Here is a 20,496-nt window from a genome sequence, read left to right as displayed (position 1 = left end):
CGGATGCCGCATCCGGACCGATCGAAAAGGAGAACGACCATGGCCACTTACGACCCCTTCCGCGACCTCGACCGCCTCGCGTCGACGCTCCTCGACGCCCGCCGCGGCGGACCGCGACGCATGCCGATGGACCTGTACCGCGACGGCGACCACTACGTCCTGTCCGCCGACCTCCCGGGCGTCGACCCCGGCTCGGTCGACATCGACGTCGACGGCCAGCTGCTCACGATCCGCGCGGAGCGCACGCTCGCCGCGGGCGACGACGTGAAGTGGATCACGCGCGAGCGCGAGACCGCCTCGTTCGTCCGCCAGCTGAACCTCGGCCAGGGCATCGACACCGAGCGGATCAGCGCCGCGTACCGCAACGGCGTGCTCTCGGTCACCATCCCGGTGAGCGAGAAGGCGAAGCCGCGCCGGATCTCGGTCTCGACCGACGACGGGGCCGACGTGATCGCGGCCCACGAGAGCACCCCGCAGCCGATCGAGCAGTGATCGCCCGGAGGGGGGTGGCCGTCCGGTCACCCCCCTCCGCCGATTTCACGAGGCTCTTCGCCGCACATGCCCGCGCGAGGACGCGGGTGTCCCACGCCGCGACGCCGCTGCGGCAGCTCCGGCGCCGTCACTCCGCGGGGCGCGCGTCCTCCACGGGCCGGGAGAGCTCGGCATCCAGGGCATCCACGAGACGGGTGAACGTCTCGTCGACGGACGCCGACTGACGGAAGCCTCCGACCCGCTCGAGATCCGTGAATCCGTGCAGAGCGGAGCGCACGTAGCGGATCCGGTGCACGTCGGTCGCGGCCGCGCCGTATCCGGCGAGCGCGCGCGTGATCTCGTCGACGAGGGCAGCCGCTGCCGCCTCCCACTCGGGCCCGGCTCCCCCGCGCTGGGCCAGCGCATACATGCCCGGACGCTCTCGCGCGAACCCGCGGTAGGCCATCGCGAGCGAACCGAGGGCTTCCCGCGACGACACCCCGCGCGAGGATCGCGCGAGCGCCTCACCGAAGGCGCGGGTCGCGGCGAGCGCGACGCGGTCGGTCAGGTCGCCGAGCCCGCCGACGTGCTTGTACAGGCTCGGCGGGGCCACCCCGAGCGCCGTGGCGACGCGGGCCAGGGACAGGGATGCCACGCCTTCGGCATCCACGAGCTCGGCGGCGCGACGCACGACGACGTCGGCGTCAAGACCGGCCCGGGGCACCGCTCACCTCCGCGAGGAACGTCGCGACGCGGTCGGCCACGAGGTCGGGGGTCTCCAGCATCGGCGCGTGGCCGACGCCCGGGACCAGCTGCACCTCGGCGGAGAGTTCTCCCGCGAGCCACGCGGCTTCCGCGGCCGGGTCCTTCCAGTCCGGGTCGGCCGCACCCATCACGACGAGCGAGCGGGCGGTCACGCGCGGGAGGAACGGGGCGACGACCGAGTGATCGACGCGCGTCGTGCGGGCGAAGGCGCTCCAGCGCCCGGGCCGCGCGAGTCGACGCGAGAGGTGCGCGGCTCGCTCTCGCGCGCCCGCGCCGAGTCCCGGCCACAGCGACGCGGAGTAGCCGCGCCACACCGCGGGACCCCACGGCCGCGCGAGCAGCACGCGCAGGAGCGCGCTCATCGCGGGGTTGCCGTTGCGGGCGAACGGTCCGAGGAGCACGAGGCCGGACACCAGGTCGGGCCGCGTTCCGGCCGCGACGATCGCGGCCCCGGCGCTCATCGAGGCCCCGGCGAGGACCGCCGGCCCGCCGCCGAGTGCTTCGACCACGGCGACCAGGTCGCCCGCCGTCGCCTGGTCGCCGTATTCCGCGAAGGTCGCGTCACTGTCGCCGTGCCCGCGGAGATCGACGAGGGCCACGCGGTATCCGCGTGCCACGAGCCGGTCGGCGAGCGGTCCGAACGCGTCGCGCTCGTCGCCCATCGCGGGCGAGCACACCACGAGGGGACCCTCCCCGCGCACCTCGACGGCCAGCCGGCCGCCGTCCACCTGAAGTTGGCTAATGTCCATAGCCATAAGCTACGCCCATTAGCCGAGCGGCGCAAGCGCTGCGTCGGATGCCTCAGAGGTCCTCGGGCGCCAGGTCGCCCTGGCCCTCCTCGCCGAGCTCGACGACGCCCGGGTCCTCGCCCTGCGAGTCGGTGCCGGTGGACTCCGGGTGCACGTCCTCGAGCGGGATGTCGGCGTCGTCGGCGGGGATCTCGGCCGGATCGGCACCCGTCGCGGTCGCCGGGTCGAGGTCCGCGGGGTCGGCCCCCTCGTCGAGGGCGGTGGTGGCATCCCACTCCGCCTGCGCGGGGTCGAGCGCGGGATCGGGCTCGATGGAGGTGTCGCCGTCGCGCAGCGGCTGCACACCCGTCACGCCGTCGGGGGCGGAGGGGATGCTCGGGTCGGTCGAGACGTCGCTCATGGGGGATCCTTTCGGTCGTCCGTGCGGTCACCGCACGCGCCGCCGGGTCGACGGCTCCCCCATCCCACCTCGCGTCCGGATCGCCCCACGCCCCCTTGACAGCACTCCCCGCCCGCACGAACCCACCCGCGCCGCGCCGCGGCCGGAACCTGAGCGACGGTCACGACCTCCGTCGACCCGCTCGGCCGATCCCCCTGTCAACCCCGTCGCCTCCCGGCGCACATCCGGGGTGTGCTGACCGGGACGGAAGGATGCCGCATGCCCCATTCCCCCACCGCACCCCCGCGGATCGTGGTGATCGGGGGCGGCAACGCCGGCCTCTCGATCGCCGGACGCCTCCATCGCGCGCGCCTCGGCGACATCACGGTGATCGAACCACGCGAGACGCACGTGTACGCCCCGCTGCAGTCCCACATCGCCGGCGGCACGGCGCGCGCCTCGCGAGCGGTGCGCCCGCAAGCCGACGTCACCCCACCCGGCGTCCGCTGGCTGCGCGACGAGGTCTTCACGGTCGACCCCGACGCGCACCGCGTGCACCTGGTCTCCGGCGGCCATCTCGACTACGACCAGCTCGTCGTCGCCGCGGGCCTGCGGTTGGCGTGGGACGCGATCCCCGGGCTCCCCGAGGCCATGGCCGCGCCCGAGGGCGTGTCGAACTACGACCTCGCCCTCGCCGCGAAGGCCTCGCCGACGTTTCGCGACCTCCGCAGCGGCACGGTCGTGTTCACCCAGCCGCCCGAACCGGCCTCGTGCGGAGCCGCCGCGCAGAAGCCCCTGTATCTCGCGTGCGACTGGTGGCGCGCGCTCGGGGTGCTCGACGACATCCGCGTGATCCTGGTCCTGTCCGACCCGGTGCCGTTCGGCATCCCGGACGTCGATCGCGAACTCCACCGCGTGCTCGACGCGTACGGTGTCGACGTGCGGTACTCCCGCGAGGTGCGGAGCGTGGATGCCACGACCCGCACGCTCACGATCGGTCACGGCGACGTCGAGGAGACACTCGCGTACGACGTGCTGCACGCGGTCCCGCCGCAGCGGGCGCCGGAGTGGATCGCGGGGCGCGGACTCGCCGACCCCGACGACGCGCACGGTTTCGTGGACGTGGACCCCGAGACGCTCCGGCATCGCCGCTTCCCCGACGTGTGGTCGCTCGGCGACTCCGCCCGCGTCGCGACGCGGCCCTCCGGCGGCGCGATCCGGCCGCAGGCGAAGGTGCTCGCGAAGAACCTCCGGGCGGCACTCCGCGGCGGAACCCCGACCGCGCGATACGACGGGTACAGCGTCGTGCCGTTCACCGTCTCCCGCGGCACGGTGGTGTTCGCGGAGTTCGACCGCTGGGGAAAGCCGCAGCCGACGATCCCGTTCTGGCGCTCCCTCTCGCGCGAGCGTCGCTCGACGTGGGTCGCCGACCGCCGGATCCTGCCGTGGGTGTACTGGAACCTGATCCTGCGCGGCCGCGCCTGAGGCGCCTATAGGCCACATCCGCCGATCCCTCAACCCCCGGGGCCGCCGGAAGAGATCGCGCGAAGACTGGGCTCAGCCCCGGATAACCCCACGAAAGGACATCATGGCCCAGGTCATCGAAACCATCGACGTCGACGTTCCCGTCCGCGTCGCCTACAACCAGTGGACGCAGTTCGAGGAGTTCCCCCACTTCATGAGCTTCGTCGAGTCCATCACGCAGAAGACCGACACGCTCACGCACTGGAAGGTCAAGATCGCGGGCGCGGAGCGCGAGTTCGACGCCGAGATCACCGAGCAGCACCCCGACGAGCGCGTCGCGTGGAACAGTGTCGGCGGCGAGGAGAATCACGCCGGCGTCGTCACGTTCCACCGCCTCTCCGACAACGAGACGCGCGTGACCGTGCAGATCGACTGGGAGCCCACGGGTCTCCTCGAGAAGGCGGGCGCCGTCTTCGGCGCCGACGACCACTCGGTCAAGAAGGACCTCCAGCACTTCAAGGAGTACATCGAGTCGCGCGGCGCCGAGTCCGGCGCGTGGCGCGGCGACGTCAGCTGACGTCTTCTCGCACGAACACGGATGCCGGACCCCCTCGGGGATCCGGCATCCGTCATGTCAGGAGAGGCTCACCACTGCGGGTGGATCTCGGCGCGCAGGCGACGGTCGTAGACGTCGCGCACGAGCGCGTCGAACGCGTCGACGTCGAACCCGCCCCCGAGCAGGTCGGCCGCGGCGGCGTTGGCCGTCGCCTGCTGCGCCGAGCGCGCCCCCGGGATGACGGAGGTCACGCCCTCGCGCGACGCGATCCACGCGAGCGTCGCCGCGGGGAGCGTCACGCCCTCCGGCAGCGCCGCCTTGAGCTCGTCGGCCGCGGCGACACCCTCGGCGAAGGGGACGCCCGAGAACGTCTCGCCCTTGTCGAACGCCTCGCCGTTGCGGTTGTACGTGCGGTGGTCGTCCTTGTCGAACGTCGTGTCGGCGGTGTATTTGCCCGACAGCAGGCCGCTCGCGAGCGGAACGCGAGCGAACACCGCGACACCCTTCTCGGCGGCGAGCGGGAGCACCTCGTCGAGCGGCTTCAGGCGGAACGGGTTGAAGATGATCTGCAGGTTGGTGAGGTTCGGACGACGCAGCGCCGAGAGGGCCTGGTCCATCGTCTCGACCGACACCCCGTACGCCGCGAGCACGCCCTCGGACACCAGCTGATCCAGCGCGTCGTACGTGGCATCGTCGTCGATCACGGCCGACGGCGGGCAGTGCAGCTGCACCAGGTCGAGCGTGTCCTGCGCGAGGAGGCGGCGCGACCGATCGGTCCACGCGCGGAAGTTCTCCATCGTGTAGTTCTCGGGCATCTGCTCTGCCCGGCGCCCCATCTTGGTCGCCACCGTGATGCCCGCGGCATCCGTCTTCTGCAGGAATGCGCCGATCAGCTCCTCGGACCGTCCGTCGCCGTACACGTCGGCGGTGTCGAAGAGCGTGACACCGGCGTCGGCGGAGGCCCCGAGCACCTCCATGGCCGCGTCTTCGCTCACCCCGCCCCAGTCCGGCCCGAGCTGCCAGGTGCCGAGACCGATGGCCGAGATCTCGCGGCCTGTGCGGGAGAGGGGACGCTGCTGCATTTGCGGTTCCTTTCGGGGGTCTCCCCGAGCCTATCCAGCCCCTCCGACACCGGGGCCGACCGGTCCCGTCAACCCCGTCACCGCGCTGCGCCCGGCGGCCTAGCGTGGGCTCTCACCCCACCGGAAGGACCACCGTGACCACTCCCCCCGAGAACCTGCCCGGCGCCGATCACGAGAAGACCGTCTCGGAAGCCGAGGGCCTCGCCGCCGACGTTCCCGCGGGCGGGGCCGGCGCCGACACGGGCGCCGTGTCGGCCGCTGAGATCGACGACGCCGACGAGGCCCGCGTGCAGAACGTCTCGAGTCAGAACGACATCCCGGGCGTAGGCACCCGCGCCGCGGACGGCGACGGGGAGCACGGCACCGACGACGCCCGCGGCTCGACCTCCCGCCACGACCCGCACGAGTCCGCCGGGGCCTCCGCCGCGACCGCCGGGGAACAGCACGCGGATGCCGACTCCCCCATCGCGAGATTCCAGCCCGGCGTCGGGCGCGACTCGGCGGAGTCGAGCAGGATCGCGCAGAGCCTCCCCGACCCCGACGACGCCTGACCCGACCTAGCCGGTACGTCCTCGGCGTCGCTGAACGAGCCCGATCACGATGTCGAGGACGACGAACACGACGAGGGTGTAGCCCACGAACGGGAGCAGGATGCCCAGACACACCGCCGCAACGAGCACCAGCGCGATCCCCCACCAGGGCGCGCCGCGCAGCGCCCCGCGCGCGGGAGGGGCGGCGACGCCGCTCGTCGGCCGGCGTCTCCACCACATCGCGTATCCCAGGACGACGAGCGCCGCGATACACAGGGCGACGACGAACAGCACCAGCTGGTTCGCGAGTCCGAACATCGACCCCATGTGCGTGTCGATCCCCCAGCGGGAGAGCTTGGCGAGCAGCGGGAAGTCCGCGAAGTTGATGCGGTCGGTCACCTGCATCGTGGAACCGTCGATGGCGACGGCATCCACTTCGGTCGGGAAGCTGCGCTGGATCTCCTGCACGACCCACGCCTTCCCGGCGGCGGACGGCGGCTTGATCTCCACCTGACCCGTGTTGACGTTGATGCGCTGCGCGATCGCGAGCACCGCATCGAAGGTCGCGGGGTTCGCCGCACCGCTGGGGGCCGCTGTCGTCCCGCCATGATGCGCGTGCTCGCCGCCGGCACCGGTCTCCCCCTCGAGTGAGGTGGACAGCGCGGGAGTCCCCCCGCCGACCGCGGCGCGCAGGTCGGCGACGTTCGCCCCCGCGAACGCCGACCAGGTGATCCCGGTGGCCGAGAGGAACACGGCCCCGAGCACCACCCACACACCGATCGACGCGTGCCACCCGAACAGTCCGCGGTAACCCCGGTGGGAACGGTTCGGGCGGACGAGGTCGACACGACCGCGGCGGGCACGTCGCATCCGCCCGACCCACAGACCGAGTCCGGCGAGCGCGACGATTCCGAGCCAGGATGCCGCGAGCTCGCTGTACCAGCGTCCGGGTTCGCCGAGGTGCAGGTTCCGGTGCAGGTCGCTCACCCACGTGCGCACGGGCAGCGCGCCGCTCGTGCCGTAGGCGGTGAGGTCGCCGCGGATCTCGGCCGTTCCGGGGTCGACGAAGACCGCGCGCGTCTCGCTCTCCCCGAGAGACGGGTCCGCGAACATGACGCGGGTCGTCGCGCCCGGCTCCGGAGCGGGCCGCACGGCGACGGGGCTCGCGTCGCCGCCGACGTACCGCTCGGCGGCGACGATCTGGTCGGCCAGCGGAAGCGGTGCGGCCGTCGAGGGCGCGGTCAGCTCGTGCGCGTACACGATCCGATCGAGCGTCGGCGTGATCGCGTACAGCGCCCCGCTCAGCGCGGCGACCAGGATGAACGGTCCCACGAGCACCCCGGCGAAGAAGTGCAGGCGCCGCAGGAGCGCCGTGAACCAGCCCTTCCGGGGGCGTGGCGGCGAGGGATCGGATGCCGCGAGCGCGGGAGCGCGGTCGGCGTCGGTGGTGGTCATGACAGGATTCCTTCTCCGATGAAGCCGCCTTCGGCACAGCCGGGCGGGAGGGCGAACACGGCCGACCCGATCGGGGTCGTCCATTCGTTGAGCAGGTCGAGCTCGTCGAGTCGACGCTGCAGGGGGACGAACTGCCGATCGATGTCGGCCTGGAACGAGACGAACAGCAGTCCCGCGTCCGAGACCGTGCCCGTCGGCGGCGCGTCGTCGTAGTTGTACCCGCGGCGGAAGATGCGTTGGCCGGGGTCGTCCGACCGCGAACGGCGCAGATGCGAGAACTCCGGGATCACGGGGAAGCCGATGGCATCCGTGGCTGCGAAGTCGGGTTCGTCGAACTCGTCCGTCCCGGTGAGAGGCGCGCCCGTGGACTGGAAGCGGCCCACCGCCTGATCACGACCGGGGCGATCCAGCCGATCCCACTTGTCCAGGTCCATCGCGATGCGCCGCACCACCATCCCCGTTCCGCCGGCCAGCCAGCCGTCGCGGGACCACACGATCTCGTCGAACCCGGCGGTCCCGGGCTGCGGATTGGCCGTGCCGTCGACCTGGCCGAAGAGGTTTCGCATCGTGGTCCCCGGCCGTGTCGTCCCGTGGGCGCGACGGAAGCCCTGCTGCACCCACCGAGGCGCCGCGAACGCGCGCGCGTCCTTGAGCAGCATGCGCGTGGCGTGGGCCACCGTGACCGGATCGTCCGCGGCGATCTGCAGCAGCAGGTCGCCGTCGCCGTACTCGGGCCGGAGCCGGTCGATCGTGAAGGCGGGCAGCGGTCGCAGCCAGTCGGGAGCCGCGGCGCCCGCGCGCGCGACGAACCCCGGGCCGAACCCGAACGTCACCGTCAGACGCGCGGGCGACACGGCCAGCTCCGGCTCGGTGTCCGCCAGGGCGCCCTGTCCCCTCGTCAGGCGCACGGCGTCGTCCGTGAGCAGGCGCATGAGACGACGCAGGGCGTCGCGGTCGGTGTCCCCCCGCAGGTCGAGCGCGACGAGCGACACGTGCGCTTGGGCATCCGTGTCGATCCCGGCCTGGTGTGCACCGTGGAAGGGCACGACGACGTCACCGTTCAGCGGCGGCGAGACCATGGCATCCGTCGCTTCGGCCGAGATGACGGCGTCGATGCCGATCGCGGCGACGGCCCCCGCGCCGGCGACGGCTCCCCCGAGAAGGAACCCCCGCCGGCCGAGGCCGCGACCGCCCCGAGCGGGTCGATCGCGATGAGCCATCAGTGACCCGACTCCGAGGAGCCCATGTCCATGCCGCCCTCGTAGTTCTCGTTCGCGCCGGCGAACTCCTTCACGGGGGCGGTGATCTGCGCGGTGGAGTCGTCCGCGAAGGTCAGGGTGATCGTGGTCTCGTCGCCGACGCGCAACGGTGACGTGACGTCCATGAACATGAGGTGGTTGCCGCCGGGCTCGAGGGTGATCGCGCCGTGCGCGGGGATGACGAACCCGCCCTCGATCGGGCGCATCACCATCTGACCGGACTCGTTCTGCACGGTCTCGTGCAGTTCCATCGCGGAGGTCGCGGGGCTGGTGGCCGACACGACCGTGAGGTCGGTGTCGCCGTCGTTGCGGAGCTCTCCGAAGCCGGCGCTCATCCCGGCGTCGGCGGCTTTGACCCAGACGTCGGCGGTGGAGAACGTGTCGGCCTGCGGTCCGGCGGGCGCCGGTGCGGTCGACGCGCATCCGGAGAGGGCGACGGTCGCAGCGAGGGTGAGGGCGCTCAGACGCAGGAGGGAGGTGGTGCGAACAGACATGGGGAGCCTTTCAGGACTGGCCGCCGCGGGGACCGCGGCGACGGAGGAGAAGAGTGACCGCGAGGAACACGGCGAGCGCGAGGCCCGCCCCGATCGCGGCGGTGACGACGACGCGAGGGACTCCCGCGTCGCCAGTGGAGGCGGGGGCCGCCTCCGGGGAGGGTGCTGCCGAGGCCGCGGCGCGTTCGAGCGGTGAGGCGTCTCCGACGGTGAACGGGATGACCCCCGAGATGGGGTGGCCGTCGGCCGAGACGACGCGCCAGCGCACCTCGTATCCGGCGACCGGCATCCCGCCCTGGAGGAGCACCGAGACGGTCCCGGATGCCACGACGGGGTCGGCCGCCACCCAGTCGGTACCGTCGCCGTCGGCGACGATCACCTGTGCACCGACGTCCATGACGTCGGCTGAGAACCGCAGCGAGATCTCATCGGGAGCACTGGGCAGGCGCTCACCCACGGAGGGTGAGCTGGAGAGCAGTTCGTCGTGCGCGGATGCCGGGACGACCGACGCCACGACGGCGACGACGGCCACGGCGATCCCCGCCGCGACGACACGGAGGCGATGCATGGGAACCTCTTCCCGGATGCCGGAGCATCCGTCGAATGACGGCCGCGCGGGCGCGCACGAAGGCGCACCGGACGGGGACGCCGAGGGCCCTACGGGTCCGCCTCCGCACGTCGGCGGACGCCGATCCCCGCGCGCTACGCGCGACGACCCCGGTGGATGTCAGGTGAGCGAAGCTCTGTCGCCGGCACCGCGTCCGTCAGCGCCCACGGGGCGCAGGGTCGACGGCATCCCTCCCCGCGGGAAGGGAATCGGGGCGTCAGAGCGCGAAGAGGGGTGGCCCGCGTCGCCGAAGGGAAGCGGCGAGCAGCAGCGAGATCGGGCGGATGACCTCGATCAGGACGACGTGGACACGGCGCAGCGCAACCGGAACCGGGCCGGTGGCGATGATCGCGGCACGGGCACGGAGCCAGACAACGAGGCGGTCGGCGAGCACCCGAAGCAGTGCCACGGTGGTCTCACCCCGGTGCAGGGCCAGCGTGGTCAGTGCGGCGGCGATGAGGTGCCAGCCGCCCATCGCGGCGTCGGCCGTGACCACCGGGCCTGCGGGGCCGTCGAGAACGGTGGCGACGCCGTGGACGTGCGCGGCGCGACCGGTGCCGTACGTGCCGAGCACGAAGAGGGTGTGGAACAGCACCTGACTCAGCGCGACCGCCGGGCCGAGCCGCCAGAGCGACGGGCGGCGTCCGGCGAACGCGACGCACACGAGGAAGGAAAGGGCGAGGGGAACGATGATTCCGAAGATCCCGGGGACCGCCCCGCCGGCGGTGACGTGGGAGAGAAGGGCCACGAAGGTGGCGACGCTCGCGGCGACGGCTCCGCGCACGACGCGCGTGCCCCGGCCCTGTCGTCGCATGCCCCCATTGTGTCAGCCGGGCGGAGGTTCTGCCGCCACCCCTAGGCTGGCCGGATGACAGCCTCCCCGGATGCCCCGCCGCGCGTCGTCATCGCCGGCGCGAGCGGCTTCGTCGGCCGCGCCCTCACTGCGGCGTTCCGCGAGGACGGCTACGACGTCGTCACGATCGGCCGCACCGGCACCGCGACGTGGGGCGATCCGGCCGGAATCGCGCGGCTCGTCGACGGCGCCGACGTCCTCGTGAACCTCGCGGGCAAGATCGTGTCCTGCCGCTACACGGACGCGAACCGCGACGAGATCCTGCGCTCCCGGGTGGACACGACCCGCGCTCTCCACCGGGCGGTCCAGGATGCCGCGCGCCCGCCCCGCGTCTGGATGAACGCCTCGACCGCGACCATCTACCGACACGAGACCGAGCGTGGCAACGACGAGGTCGACGGCGTGATCGGCGACGGGTTCTCGGTCGATGTCGCCACGAGCTGGGAACGGGCGTTCTTCGACGGAGACCTCCCCGCGACGCGCCGCGTCGCCCTCCGCATGGCGATCGTGCTCGGCGACGGCCCGGCCACGCGCATGCTCCTCGCCCTGGGCACGTTGGGCCTCGGCGGGCCGCAGATCGACAGCTGGTGGTTCCCGCACCGCCGTTACCGCGGCATCGGGACGCGACCGACCGGATCCGTGTGGTCGTCGTGGCACCGCACGCGGGGACGGCAGCGGTTCAGCTGGATCCATATCGACGACGTCGTGGCATCCGTCCGCTTCCTGCGCGACCGGGACGACATCGCCGGGCCCGTCAACCTCGCAGCTCCCGGCGTGAGCGACAACCGCACCCTCATGCGCGAGGTGCGGCGCGTCGCGGGGATGCTGGTGGGCCTCCCGGCGTTCCGGTGGATGCTCGACCCCGCGATGGCGATCCTCCGCAACGAACCGGAGCTGGTGCTCAAGAGCCGGTGGGCTGTGCCCGCGGTGCTGACGGGGGCGGGATTCACCTTCGCGTACGACGAGCTGGGGCCGGCGCTGGATGCCGTGGCATCCGTGCGCCGGCCCCGGGCCCGCGATCTCTTCTCGGCTTGAGAAGAGCCGATCGGTCAGGTGTTGCGGCGCACGAAGCGCAGCAGCGCGGCGATGACGCCGATGATCAGGATGATGATCCCGATCCACAGGAGGAACTTCACGGCCTCGACGAAGATGCCGAGGAACAGGAAGACGAGTCCGATGACGATGAGGAGGATGGCGAGTGCTGGCATGCTCCCCACTGTCCACTGTCGGGTTCCGTCGGCCCACGCCCTTGACACGGACCTCGGCGGCGAGGCACGCGCGTGTCAAGCACCCTCCGCGTGCGGATGGTCCGGTCTAGCGTCGGACGCGTCACCGACAGAAAGGCGCATCATGGGCGATCGCGACACCACCGGACACGGCACCGGCCCGGAAGAGGGCGAGTACACCGAGGTCCAGCTCCCCGACGGCGAGGAGGCGGGCCGCAACCTCGACGCGCCCGGCGAGTACGTCGACAACGAGCGTGCCGACGGCACCGACGCGCGTCCGCGCGCCGACGAGCCCGGGTCGTACACCGACGTCCAGCTCCCCGACGGCGATGAGGACCGCGACGACGTCGAACGGCCCGGCGAGTACACCGACCGCGATCGCTGAGTCAGCGCGCGCGTCAGCGCTCGAGCGTGGCCTGCGGATCCGTCCGGTAGGCCGCGCGGTAGGCGGCGGCGAACGCGAGCACGTCGACGAAGCCCCACCGCAGGGCGATCTCCCCCACGGACGACCGCGTCGGATCGGATGCCACGAGGTCGATGTGCGCGGCGCTCACGCGGACCTGAGCGAGGTAGTCCTCCGGGGTGTGGGCGAGGTGCCCGTTCGCCAGGAAGGCTCGCCGGAGACCGGCGGCGGACGTACCCACCGCGCGTGCGGCGTCGTCCGCGGTCACCGGGAGGGATGCGTGATCGTCCATCCAGCTCGCTGCGGCCGCGTAGATCGCGGCCTGTTCGAGCGCCGACGCCCGGCGTTCGCGGGGATCGCCCGCGAGGGGGAAGGCCTCGAGGGTCGCCGCCACGATCGCGCGCCGGACGTGGGCGCGCACCAGCGGCTCGGACAGCAGTGGCAGCTGGGTGAGCGACCAACGCAGCGTCGCGAGCCAGTAGTCGCGGAGCCGCGGCGACACGGGCGCCGTCCCGTCGAATCTCACCTCGAGGTCGTCGTCTCCGTAGATGACGCGCGCCGCTTCGGTGAGGTGCGCAGCGTCGAAGGCGACCATCTCGACGACCGTGCCGTCCGCCCGCCCGAGGAATTCCTGACCGGGCTGCACGATGCCGGGCGCGACGCTGTACTCCCCCTCGACCGACCCGATTCGCCAGGCGTACCCGGGAGTGGAGGTGGCGAAGAAGAACCGATCCGCCTCGTAGACGACCTCGGCGCGGCAGTCCCACGACAGCCGTCGAAGGGCGAACCCGTCGTCGCCCGCCGCGCGTTCCGCGACGGAACCGGTGTCGGCCTGGACGTCGACCCGCCCATACTGGGTGCGCAACCATTCGAGCGCCGCGGCCGGTTCGTCCGCGCGCCAGCGCGCGTCGAAGTAGTCGCTGCTCATGGACCTGCGGCACCTCGCTCCCGCTGGACTGCGCCACCGCCATAGTAGTTAACCCGCGGACCCCGCCGGCACGTTCTTCTCGCCCCCGATAGTTCACCCCTGCCACAGAAAGGCGCTCCCATGACCGACTCGCCCGTCATCCGAGACATCCATCCCGACGACGCGGGCGAGGTGCTGACGATCCAACGCGCGGCCTTCGCCAGCGAAGCGCTGATCTACGGCGATCCCGATATGCCGCCGCTCACGCAGACCCTGGAGGAGCTCGAGGCAGAACTCGTCGAGAACCTCGGCTGTGTCGCCATCGTCGGGCACCGCGTCGTGGGCGCCGTCCGGGCACGCATATCGGGCGACCTGCTGCTCATCGGGCGTCTCGCGATCGCCCCGGATCAGCAGGGCGGCGGCCTCGGGTCGAAACTCCTCGCGGCCGTCGAGAAGCGGGGGCGCGCGGCTGGCGCCACCGAAGCCGAGCTCTTCACCGGTGGCCTGAGCGAAGCGAATCAGCGCCTCTACGAGCGCGAGGGCTACCACCGCACCGAGACGACCGCCGACGGAGAGATCTTCTACCGCAAGCCGCTCGCCTGACACCGCGGCATCCGCCGACGTTCGGCCCGCGCCCTGCCCGTTTTCCACCTTCGGTGTCCCAGACACGCGGATGCCACGGCCGACCGTCCGCGTGTCTTGGACACTCAACGGGCCGGGCGGGGTCGCTGCAGACCCCGACCCGACCCGTGGCGCAGCCTTAGGGCGTCGGCATCCCGCCGTTGACGTTCAGGGTCTCGCCGATGACGTAGCTGGATTCCGCGGATGCCAGGTACACGTAGGCCGGCGCGAGCTCGGCGGGCTGTCCCATGCGACCGAGGGGCGTCTCCTCCCCGAACTCGGCGACCTTCTCCTGGGGCTGCCCGTCCGACACCTGCAGCGGCGTCCAGATGGGACCCGGGGCGACGGCGTTGACGCGGATGCCCTTCGGGGCCAGCTGCTGACCGAGCGCCTTGGTGAACGCGTTGATCGTCGCCTTCGTCGAGGCGTAGTCGACGAGGATCGCCGACGGCGAGTATGCCTGGATCGAGGTCGTGTTGATGATCGCCGACCCGGCCGGAAGGTGCGGCAGGGCCGCCTTGGTCACCCAGAACATCGCGTACACGTTCGTCTTGAACGTGGCGTCGAACTGCTCGTCGGTGAGGGTCTCGAGGTCTTCGTTGAACAGCTGCTTGCCGCCGTTGTTCACGAGGATGTCGAGCCCGCCGAGCTCCTCGACCGCCCGCGCGACGAGCGCGCGGCAGTACTCGGGGTCACGCAGGTCGCCGGGGATCTGCGCGACGGTCGCGCCGGCCTCGCGCAGGATGCCGGCGATGCGGTCGGCATCCTCCTTCTCCTCCGGCAGGTACGACATCGCGACCGAGGCGCCCTCGCGGGCGAACGCGATCGCGGTGGCCGCGCCGATGCCCGAGTCGGCGCCGGTGATGAGGGCCTTGCGCCCCTCGAGCCGGCCGCTGCCGACGTACGTATCCTCGCCCAGGGCGGCCTTCGGCGACAGCTCGGCATCCAGGCCCGGCTCGGGCTGGTGCTGCTTCGAGGGTTCGATGTCGGCGTAGAGCTTCGCGGGGTCGGTGAAGGTGTACTGGCTGGTCATGGCGAGTCCTTTCAGGGGGGATGCCGGGGCGCGTGCCGCCCCGACGGGGGAAGGTCAGCGGTCGCCGAGGTCTGCCTCGTCGACCACCTCCCGGATGACGAGGGCGGCGTTGATGAGCGCGAGGTGACTGAGCGCCTGCGGGAGGTTGCCCCAGAACGCCCCGTCGTCCTCGGCGATCATCTCGGCGAACATGCCGACGTCGTTGGCCTGGGCGACGAGCGCGTCCATCGCCTCGATCGCCTCGGCGTGACGGCCGACGCACGCGAGGGCCGTCGCGCGCCAGAACGCGCACGCGACGAACGTGTGCTCCTCCTGGTCCATGCCGGTGTAGCGGTAGACGAGGTGGTTCGAGGTTCCGAGGCGTGCGGTGATGGCATCCACGGTCCTCGACATGCGCTCACCGCGATCGAAACCGGTGGGCGCGTGCAGGAGCACCGAGGCGTCGAGGTCGTCGGACCCGGGCCGCAGCGTGTACGCCTGCAGGGTCTCGGACCAGCAGTTCTCCTCGACCCACGCGTGGATGCGGTCGCGCTCGGCGCGCCAACGGTCGCCGTTGTCGGGGATGTGCCCGCCGTCCGCGAGCCACTGCGCGTCGTCCAGCGCTTTCCAGCAGCCCATCTTCGACGACGTGTAGTGCTCGAGTTCGGGCAGCTCCCACATGCCCGAGTCCTCGCGCCGCCACAGGTCGCACGTGCGGTCGGCGACGTCGGCGAGGAGCCGCCCGGTCTGGGTGTCGAGGCGGTTCCCGGCTTCGACGTAGGTGCGGCAGATCGCGAGGAGGTCGCCGTAGACACCGAGCTGCAGCTGCCCCTGGGCGGGATTGCCCGTGACGACGGGACGGATGCCGTTCCACCCGGGCACCTCGTGCTTCTCGAGGCCGATGTCCGCGCCGCCGTCGAGCGTGTACATGACGCGCACCTCGGGACCGTTCTCGCGGATCGTGCGGAGCATCCAGGACAGGGCCGCGTGCGTCTCCTCGCGCAGGCCGAAACCGACCCACGCGTGCGCGGTGTACGCGAGGTCGCGCACCCAGGCGAAGCGGTAGTCCCAGTTCTTGCCGCCGCGCGGATTCTCGGGCAGCGAGGTCGTCGCCGCGGCGGCGATCGCGCCCGTCGGGCTGAACAGCAGGAGCTTGAGCGCGAGCGCGCTGCGCTGTACGTCGTCCGCCCACGGGCCGTCGTACGAGAACTCGTCCGACCACATCTGCCACCCGCCGATGGTCCGGTCGATCCCTCGGTCGACGTTCTGCGCGTCGGGGACCCTCAGCGGTTCGCCCTCGGTCGCGGCGATCACGAGGAGGTGGCGCGAGCCCTTCGCGGTCGTGAACCCGCCCGAGATGCTCTCGCTCCGCTCGTCGGGTTGCCCGTGGATGCCATGCTCGTGGCCGACCACGGCGAGGGAGACGTGACCGATCCGCATGATGGAGAACCCGTCGATGCGTTCGGTCCACGGCGCGGCCGAACGCAACATCGTGCCCGGCTGCACGCCCCACGCGAACTCGACCTCGCCCCGCACCCCCTCGACACGCCGCGCGAGCTCGGCCCACGGCAAGCGGCCCGCGATGCCGGTGACCATGGCATCCGTCAGCTTCGCCACCCCGGTCGCGGTCGTGAAGGTCGTCTCGAGGACGTTGGTGCGCGGGACGTAGCGCCGCTTCACCGTGTAGTCCCCGACCGGCGCGAGTTCGATGCAGCCGCCCGCGGACTCGTCGACGAGCCGCGCGAACACGGGACGCGAGTGGAGGTTCGGCAGCGGCAGCCAGTCGACGGAACCGTCGAGCCCGATCAGCGCGACCGTGCGTCCGTCGCCGATCGCGGCGTAGTCGCGCAGCGGGCGGGACGGCGAGGGCGGGGTCGTGGGCACGGTCCCACGGTAGGAACCGCTCCGGGCTGGGCTCCGGGGGTTGTCGATCCCGGGTCGAGCGGGTACGGGGCGTCGCTACCGCGGCATATCCGCGCTGGCAACCCCCGGATCCCCGCGGGGTGTCCGACCTAACGTCGAGAACGACCGCGAGTGAAAGGAACGCGCATGTCCACCACCACGAAGGACGCCCCGACCAAGAACCGCCGTCGCCCGGCCCGCGGCGGCAGCGGCCCCGAGACCACCGAGGAGCAGAACGCCGAGAAGGGTTTCCAGGCCTCGGAGAAGCTGACCGACAGCCTGCAGGCCGTCCTCGTCGACCTCATCGAGCTGTCGATCCAGGGCAAGCAGGCGCACTGGAACGTCGTCGGCAAGAACTTCCGCGACACCCACCTGCAGCTCGACGAGATCATCGACGCCGCCCGCGAGTTCAGCGACACCGTCGCCGAGCGTATGCGCTCGCTGCACGCGCTACCCGACGGCCGCAGCGACACGATCGCCGAGACGACCACGCTGCCGGAGTTCCCGCAGGGCGAGGTCGACACGGCCGAGGTCGTCGACCTCATCACCGAGCGCATCGACGCGACGGTCGGCACCGTCCGCGACGTGCACGACGACGTCGACGAGGAAGACCCGACGAGCGCCGACATCCTCCACTCCATCCTCGAGCGGCTCGAGCAGCTGTCGTGGATGGTCAGCGCGGAGAACCGCGTCGCGCGGAAGTAGCCGCAGCGGAAGACGACACCGGATGCCGGGGCCTCGGGGCCTCGGCATCCGTCAATTCGGCGCGAGTCAGCCGCGTGCGATGAGGAACGGCGGATGCGGCCCCTCCATGCGGGCGACGGCGACCTTCAGCTCGGTGAGAGACCCGCCGACCTCTTGGAGTCGGCGGTCGACATCGGCGAATCGGCGGTCGACATCGGCGAATCGGCGGTCGACCTCGGCGAATCGTGCGTCCGTGTGCGCTTCCAGACGGTCGAAGCGCTGATCCACCCGGTCGAAGCGCGCGCTGGTCCGTTTTTCGACACGGTCGAGCATCCACTTCATGCCGCCGAGAACGGAAGCCGAGCCCGAGAGCATGAGGCCGACCGCGGTCGCAATCATCGGCAGAGACTCCATGTTCGGCTCCTCTCGGGTGGAGTGATGACACGACTGTAGGCGTGCCCCGCGTCCGTCGTAGCCCATCCGGCGGGAACCGTGCACAACTTCACCCCGCCGCCCACCGGGGAGGAGGGGTCAGAGCCGCAGCACCTCGGTGACACGGACGACGGCCGTTCCTTCTTCCTCCGAGGCGGTGAGGTCGACCTCGGCGCGGATGCGCCAGTCGTGGTCGCCGGCCGGGTCGTCGATCGTCTGCTCGACGCGCCAGAGGCCGTCCGCCGCGGCCGACTCGTCGATGTCGACGTACGCCGACGATCGCGCTGCGCCGCCCGTGCCGATCGTGTCGTGCTCGTCGAAGTACGCGTCGAGCGCCGCGGACCAGTCGACGTCCGGATCGAGCTCGGCGAGTTCGTCGTCGCGCTGGAGCGCGGCGAGCTGTACGCGGCGGAACATCTCGTTGCGAACGAGCACGACGAACGCGCGGTGGTTGGTGAGGATGGACGGCGGGGCCGGCGGCACGACGGGGGCCGACGGGTCGTCCCCGGGGTTGATGAGCTGCTCCCACTCGTCCACGAGGCTCGAGTCGACCTGCCGCACGAGTTCGCCGAGCCAGGCGATGAGATCGAGCAGGTCGGGCGTCTGCGCGTCGGCGGGGACCGTCTGCCGGATCGCGCGATAGGCGTCGCTGAGGTAGCGCAGCACGAGTCCCTCGCTGCGGGCGAGCTGGTACAGCGACACGTACTCGCCGAACGAGCACGCGCGCTCGAACATGTCGCGCACGACCGACTTCGGCGACAGCTCGAAGTCGCGGATCCACGGCTGGCTCGACGCGAACACCTCGTAGGCCTGCGCGAGCAGCTCGTCGAGCGGCTTCGGCCAGGTGATCTCCTCGAGCAGTTCCATGCGCTCGTCGTACTCGATGCCGTCGCGCTTCATCGCGGCCACGGCCTCGCCCCGCGCGCGGAACTGCTGCTGTGACAGGACGGGACGGGGGTCGTCGAGCGTCGCCTCGATGACGCTCACGACGTCGAGCGCGTAGTGCCCGGTACCGACCGACGAGGCCGGGGGCGTGGCATCCGGTCCCCTCCCGAGTTCGACCTCGGGGTCGAGCAGCTCGATCGCGGCGAGCGCGAAGGGCGACAGCGGCTGGTTGAGCGCGAAGTTCGGCTGGAGGTCGACGGTGAGCCGGATGCCGTCCGCCCCCGCCTCGACCACACCGGCCTGGAGCAGCGTGCGGAAGATCGCGATGGCGCGGCGGGCGAGTTCGTACTGCCGGGGGCGGGGCTCGTGGTTGTCGAACACCAGCGAGCGGACGTTGCCGAAGACGTCGCCACCGCGGGCGATGACGTTGATGAGCATCGCGGCGGTGAGCTTCATCTGCGGCTGGAGCGGCTCGGGCTCGGCCGCGACGAGACGGTCGTAGCTCTGCTCGGTCCAGTTGACGAAGCCTTGCGGCGCCTTCTTCCGGACGATCTTCTTCTGCTTCTTGATGTCGTCGCCGGCCTTGGCGATCTGCGCGGCGTTCTCGATCTCGTGGTCGGGGGCCATCACGACGACCGTGCCCGCCGTGTCGTACCCGGCGCGGCCGGCGCGTCCGGCGATCTGGTGGAACTCGCGCGCGGAGAGCTGGCGCATGCGCGTGCCGTCGTACTTCGTCAGCGCGGTGAGCAGCACCGTACGGATCGGCACGTTGATGCCGACGCCGAGGGTGTCGGTGCCGCAGATGACCCGCAGGAGCCCGCGCTGCGCGAGCGTCTCGACGAGCCGCCGGTACCGCGGAAGCATGCCGGCGTGGTGCACGCCGATCCCCGCGCGCACGTACCGCGACAGCGTCTTGCCGAAGCCGGTGGTGAAGCGGAAACCGCCGATGGCCTCGGCGATCTCGTCGCGCTGCTCGCGCCCGATGATGCGGATCGACGACAGGGCCTGCGCGCGCTCCATGGCTGCGGCCTGCGAGAAGTGCACGACGTACACGGGCGCCTGGCGGGTGTCGAGCAGCTCCTGCACGGTCTCGTGCACGGGCGTACGGGCGTACTCGAAGTGCAGCGGCACGGGCCGCTCGACGCCGGTGACGCGCGCCGTGGCGCGGCCGGTGCGGCGGGAGAGGTCGTCGGCGATGTCGGTGACGTCGCCGAGGGTCGCGGACATGAGGATGAACTGCGCCCGGGTGAGCAGGAGCAGCGGCACCTGCCACGCCCACCCGCGGTCGGGTTCGCCGTAGTAGTGGAACTCGTCCATGACGACCTGGTCCACCTCGGCGTCCGGTCCCTGCCGGAGGGCGAGGTTCGCGAGAATCTCTGCCGTGCAGCAGATGATCGGGGCGTCGGAGTTCACCGAGGAGTCGCCCGTGACCATCCCCACGTTCTCGGCGCCGAAGATGTCGACGAGCGCGAAGAACTTCTCGCTCACCAGCGCTTTGATGGGGGCGGTGTAGTAGCTGCGGCCGCCTCGGGAGAGGGATGCCGCGTGCGCGGCGACGGCGACGAGGGACTTGCCCGTGCCGGTCGGGGTCGACAGGATCACGTTGGCCCCGGACACGATCTCGATGATCGCCTCGTCCTGTGCGGGGTAGAGCGTGAGTCCGCGGCCGCTCGCCCACTCGACGAACCCGAGGTAGGCGGCATCCGGGTCGCTGCCTGGGGGCACGTGGTCGAGGAGGAAGGTCACTGCTCCACCCTCTC

At 71.6% G+C, this 20,496-nt stretch carries 23 protein-coding genes; 8 read left to right on the top strand and 15 right to left on the bottom strand.

The genetic code is table 11. The features are described 5' to 3' along the window. Positions 1-39 precede the first annotated feature (39 nt). Positions 40-492, top strand: coding sequence for an Hsp20/alpha crystallin family protein (locus tag AVW09_RS00995; RefSeq protein WP_063256246.1), 453 nt, complete (start codon positions 40-42; stop codon positions 490-492). 127 nt (positions 493-619) lie between these two features. Here AVW09_RS00995 and AVW09_RS00990 read toward each other — a convergent pair whose 3' ends face one another. The 3 genes from AVW09_RS00990 to AVW09_RS00980 are packed head-to-tail and all read right to left on the bottom strand — an operon-like array spanning position 620 to position 2,385. Beyond that, on the bottom strand, positions 620-1,195 hold the full coding sequence (locus AVW09_RS00990) for a TetR/AcrR family transcriptional regulator (protein ID WP_063256245.1): 576 nt from the start codon (positions 1,193-1,195) through the stop codon (positions 620-622). Continuing rightward, positions 1,176-1,985, bottom strand: a complete 810-nt coding sequence (locus tag AVW09_RS00985) for an alpha/beta fold hydrolase (protein ID WP_063256244.1) — start codon at positions 1,983-1,985, stop codon at positions 1,176-1,178. Before AVW09_RS00985 ends, AVW09_RS00990 begins: the two co-directional genes overlap by 20 nt. Positions 1,986-2,037: 52 nt before the next feature. Next, positions 2,038-2,385 (bottom strand): hypothetical protein, encoded by a 348-nt coding sequence (locus AVW09_RS00980; protein WP_063256243.1) that lies wholly within the window; start codon positions 2,383-2,385, stop codon positions 2,038-2,040. Between the two features lie 258 nt (positions 2,386-2,643). On the opposite strand from AVW09_RS00980, the gene AVW09_RS00975 reads away from it, so the two are divergent. Together AVW09_RS00975 and AVW09_RS00970 are read left to right on the top strand one after the other, a co-directional pair. Further along, the gene (locus AVW09_RS00975) at positions 2,644-3,849 is read left to right on the top strand and encodes an NAD(P)/FAD-dependent oxidoreductase (RefSeq protein ID WP_063256242.1); all 1,206 of its coding nucleotides are present in this window, start codon (positions 2,644-2,646) and stop codon (positions 3,847-3,849) included. A 103-nt stretch (positions 3,850-3,952) separates the two neighbouring features. Further along, positions 3,953-4,405: an SRPBCC family protein gene (locus AVW09_RS00970; protein WP_063256241.1), complete on the top strand. Its 453-nt coding sequence runs from the start codon at positions 3,953-3,955 to the stop codon at positions 4,403-4,405. 68 nt (positions 4,406-4,473) lie between these two features. Here AVW09_RS00970 and AVW09_RS00965 read toward each other — a convergent pair whose 3' ends face one another. Further along, positions 4,474-5,466: an aldo/keto reductase gene (locus AVW09_RS00965; RefSeq protein WP_063256240.1), complete on the bottom strand. Its 993-nt coding sequence runs from the start codon at positions 5,464-5,466 to the stop codon at positions 4,474-4,476. Positions 5,467-5,600: 134 nt separating this feature from the next. Here AVW09_RS00965 and AVW09_RS00960 point away from each other — a divergent pair, with 134 nt between their 5' ends. Then, the gene (locus tag AVW09_RS00960) at positions 5,601-6,017 is read left to right on the top strand and encodes a hypothetical protein (RefSeq protein WP_063256239.1); all 417 of its coding nucleotides are present in this window, start codon (positions 5,601-5,603) and stop codon (positions 6,015-6,017) included. A 6-nt stretch (positions 6,018-6,023) separates the two neighbouring features. On the opposite strand, the gene AVW09_RS00955 is transcribed toward AVW09_RS00960, so the two are convergent. The 5 genes from AVW09_RS00955 to AVW09_RS00935 form a co-directional block, all read right to left on the bottom strand. Further along, on the bottom strand, positions 6,024-7,451 hold the full coding sequence (locus AVW09_RS00955) for a PepSY-associated TM helix domain-containing protein (protein ID WP_063256238.1): 1,428 nt from the start codon (positions 7,449-7,451) through the stop codon (positions 6,024-6,026). Further along, complete coding sequence (locus tag AVW09_RS00950; protein WP_063256237.1) at positions 7,448-8,671, bottom strand: Dyp-type peroxidase; 1,224 nt, start codon at positions 8,669-8,671, stop codon at positions 7,448-7,450. The genes AVW09_RS00955 and AVW09_RS00950 overlap by 4 nt, the downstream gene beginning before the upstream one ends. Beyond that, entirely contained in the window at positions 8,671-9,204 is a 534-nt protein-coding gene (locus AVW09_RS00945) for a copper chaperone PCu(A)C (protein ID WP_063256236.1), read from the bottom strand. The genes AVW09_RS00950 and AVW09_RS00945 overlap by 1 nt, the downstream gene beginning before the upstream one ends. Before the next feature lie 10 nt (positions 9,205-9,214). Continuing rightward, positions 9,215-9,772, bottom strand: a complete 558-nt coding sequence (locus AVW09_RS00940; RefSeq protein ID WP_063256235.1) for a copper resistance CopC family protein — start codon at positions 9,770-9,772, stop codon at positions 9,215-9,217. 256 nt (positions 9,773-10,028) lie between these two features. Further along, the gene (locus AVW09_RS00935) at positions 10,029-10,625 is read right to left on the bottom strand and encodes a hypothetical protein (RefSeq protein WP_063256234.1); all 597 of its coding nucleotides are present in this window, start codon (positions 10,623-10,625) and stop codon (positions 10,029-10,031) included. Positions 10,626-10,679: 54 nt separating this feature from the next. On the opposite strand from AVW09_RS00935, the gene AVW09_RS00930 reads away from it, so the two are divergent. Beyond that, positions 10,680-11,699 carry an epimerase gene (locus AVW09_RS00930; protein WP_063256233.1) on the top strand — a complete coding sequence of 340 codons (1,020 nt, stop codon included), beginning with the start codon at positions 10,680-10,682 and terminating at the stop codon, positions 11,697-11,699. A gap of 14 nt (positions 11,700-11,713) precedes the next feature. Here AVW09_RS00930 and AVW09_RS17835 read toward each other — a convergent pair whose 3' ends face one another. Next, entirely contained in the window at positions 11,714-11,872 is a 159-nt protein-coding gene (locus tag AVW09_RS17835; RefSeq protein WP_022880165.1) for a hypothetical protein, read from the bottom strand. Positions 11,873-12,014: 142 nt separating this feature from the next. Here AVW09_RS17835 and AVW09_RS00925 point away from each other — a divergent pair, with 142 nt between their 5' ends. Next, positions 12,015-12,275 carry a hypothetical protein gene (locus AVW09_RS00925; RefSeq protein WP_063256232.1) on the top strand — a complete coding sequence of 87 codons (261 nt, stop codon included), beginning with the start codon at positions 12,015-12,017 and terminating at the stop codon, positions 12,273-12,275. A 13-nt stretch (positions 12,276-12,288) separates the two neighbouring features. On the opposite strand, the gene AVW09_RS00920 is transcribed toward AVW09_RS00925, so the two are convergent. After that, the gene (locus tag AVW09_RS00920; RefSeq protein ID WP_063256231.1) at positions 12,289-13,221 is read right to left on the bottom strand and encodes a helix-turn-helix transcriptional regulator; all 933 of its coding nucleotides are present in this window, start codon (positions 13,219-13,221) and stop codon (positions 12,289-12,291) included. A gap of 120 nt (positions 13,222-13,341) precedes the next feature. On the opposite strand from AVW09_RS00920, the gene AVW09_RS00915 reads away from it, so the two are divergent. Further along, positions 13,342-13,803, top strand: a complete 462-nt coding sequence (locus AVW09_RS00915) for a GNAT family N-acetyltransferase (protein WP_063256230.1) — start codon at positions 13,342-13,344, stop codon at positions 13,801-13,803. 157 nt (positions 13,804-13,960) lie between these two features. Here AVW09_RS00915 and AVW09_RS00910 read toward each other — a convergent pair whose 3' ends face one another. Together AVW09_RS00910 and AVW09_RS00905 are read right to left on the bottom strand one after the other, a co-directional pair. Further along, positions 13,961-14,854 carry an SDR family oxidoreductase gene (locus AVW09_RS00910; protein WP_063256229.1) on the bottom strand — a complete coding sequence of 298 codons (894 nt, stop codon included), beginning with the start codon at positions 14,852-14,854 and terminating at the stop codon, positions 13,961-13,963. A gap of 54 nt (positions 14,855-14,908) precedes the next feature. Continuing rightward, positions 14,909-16,717 (bottom strand): glycoside hydrolase family 15 protein, encoded by a 1,809-nt coding sequence (locus AVW09_RS00905; RefSeq protein ID WP_063256228.1) that lies wholly within the window; start codon positions 16,715-16,717, stop codon positions 14,909-14,911. Positions 16,718-16,882: 165 nt separating this feature from the next. Here AVW09_RS00905 and AVW09_RS00900 point away from each other — a divergent pair, with 165 nt between their 5' ends. Next, the gene (locus tag AVW09_RS00900; RefSeq protein WP_063256227.1) at positions 16,883-17,440 is read left to right on the top strand and encodes a Dps family protein; all 558 of its coding nucleotides are present in this window, start codon (positions 16,883-16,885) and stop codon (positions 17,438-17,440) included. A gap of 66 nt (positions 17,441-17,506) precedes the next feature. On the opposite strand, the gene AVW09_RS00895 is transcribed toward AVW09_RS00900, so the two are convergent. After that, positions 17,507-17,833 carry a hypothetical protein gene (locus tag AVW09_RS00895; RefSeq protein ID WP_063256226.1) on the bottom strand — a complete coding sequence of 109 codons (327 nt, stop codon included), beginning with the start codon at positions 17,831-17,833 and terminating at the stop codon, positions 17,507-17,509. A 117-nt stretch (positions 17,834-17,950) separates the two neighbouring features. Next, positions 17,951-20,482 carry a DEAD/DEAH box helicase gene (locus AVW09_RS00890; protein WP_063256225.1) on the bottom strand — a complete coding sequence of 844 codons (2,532 nt, stop codon included), beginning with the start codon at positions 20,480-20,482 and terminating at the stop codon, positions 17,951-17,953. Positions 20,483-20,496 lie beyond the last annotated feature (14 nt).

The organism is Microbacterium sp. T32, from assembly GCF_001619615.1.
In the GTDB taxonomy this organism is placed as follows: Bacteria; Actinomycetota; Actinomycetes; order Actinomycetales; family Microbacteriaceae; genus Microbacterium.
The sequence above is the reverse complement of the archived record's forward strand: the minus strand, read 5'-3'. Positions and strand labels throughout refer to the sequence as shown.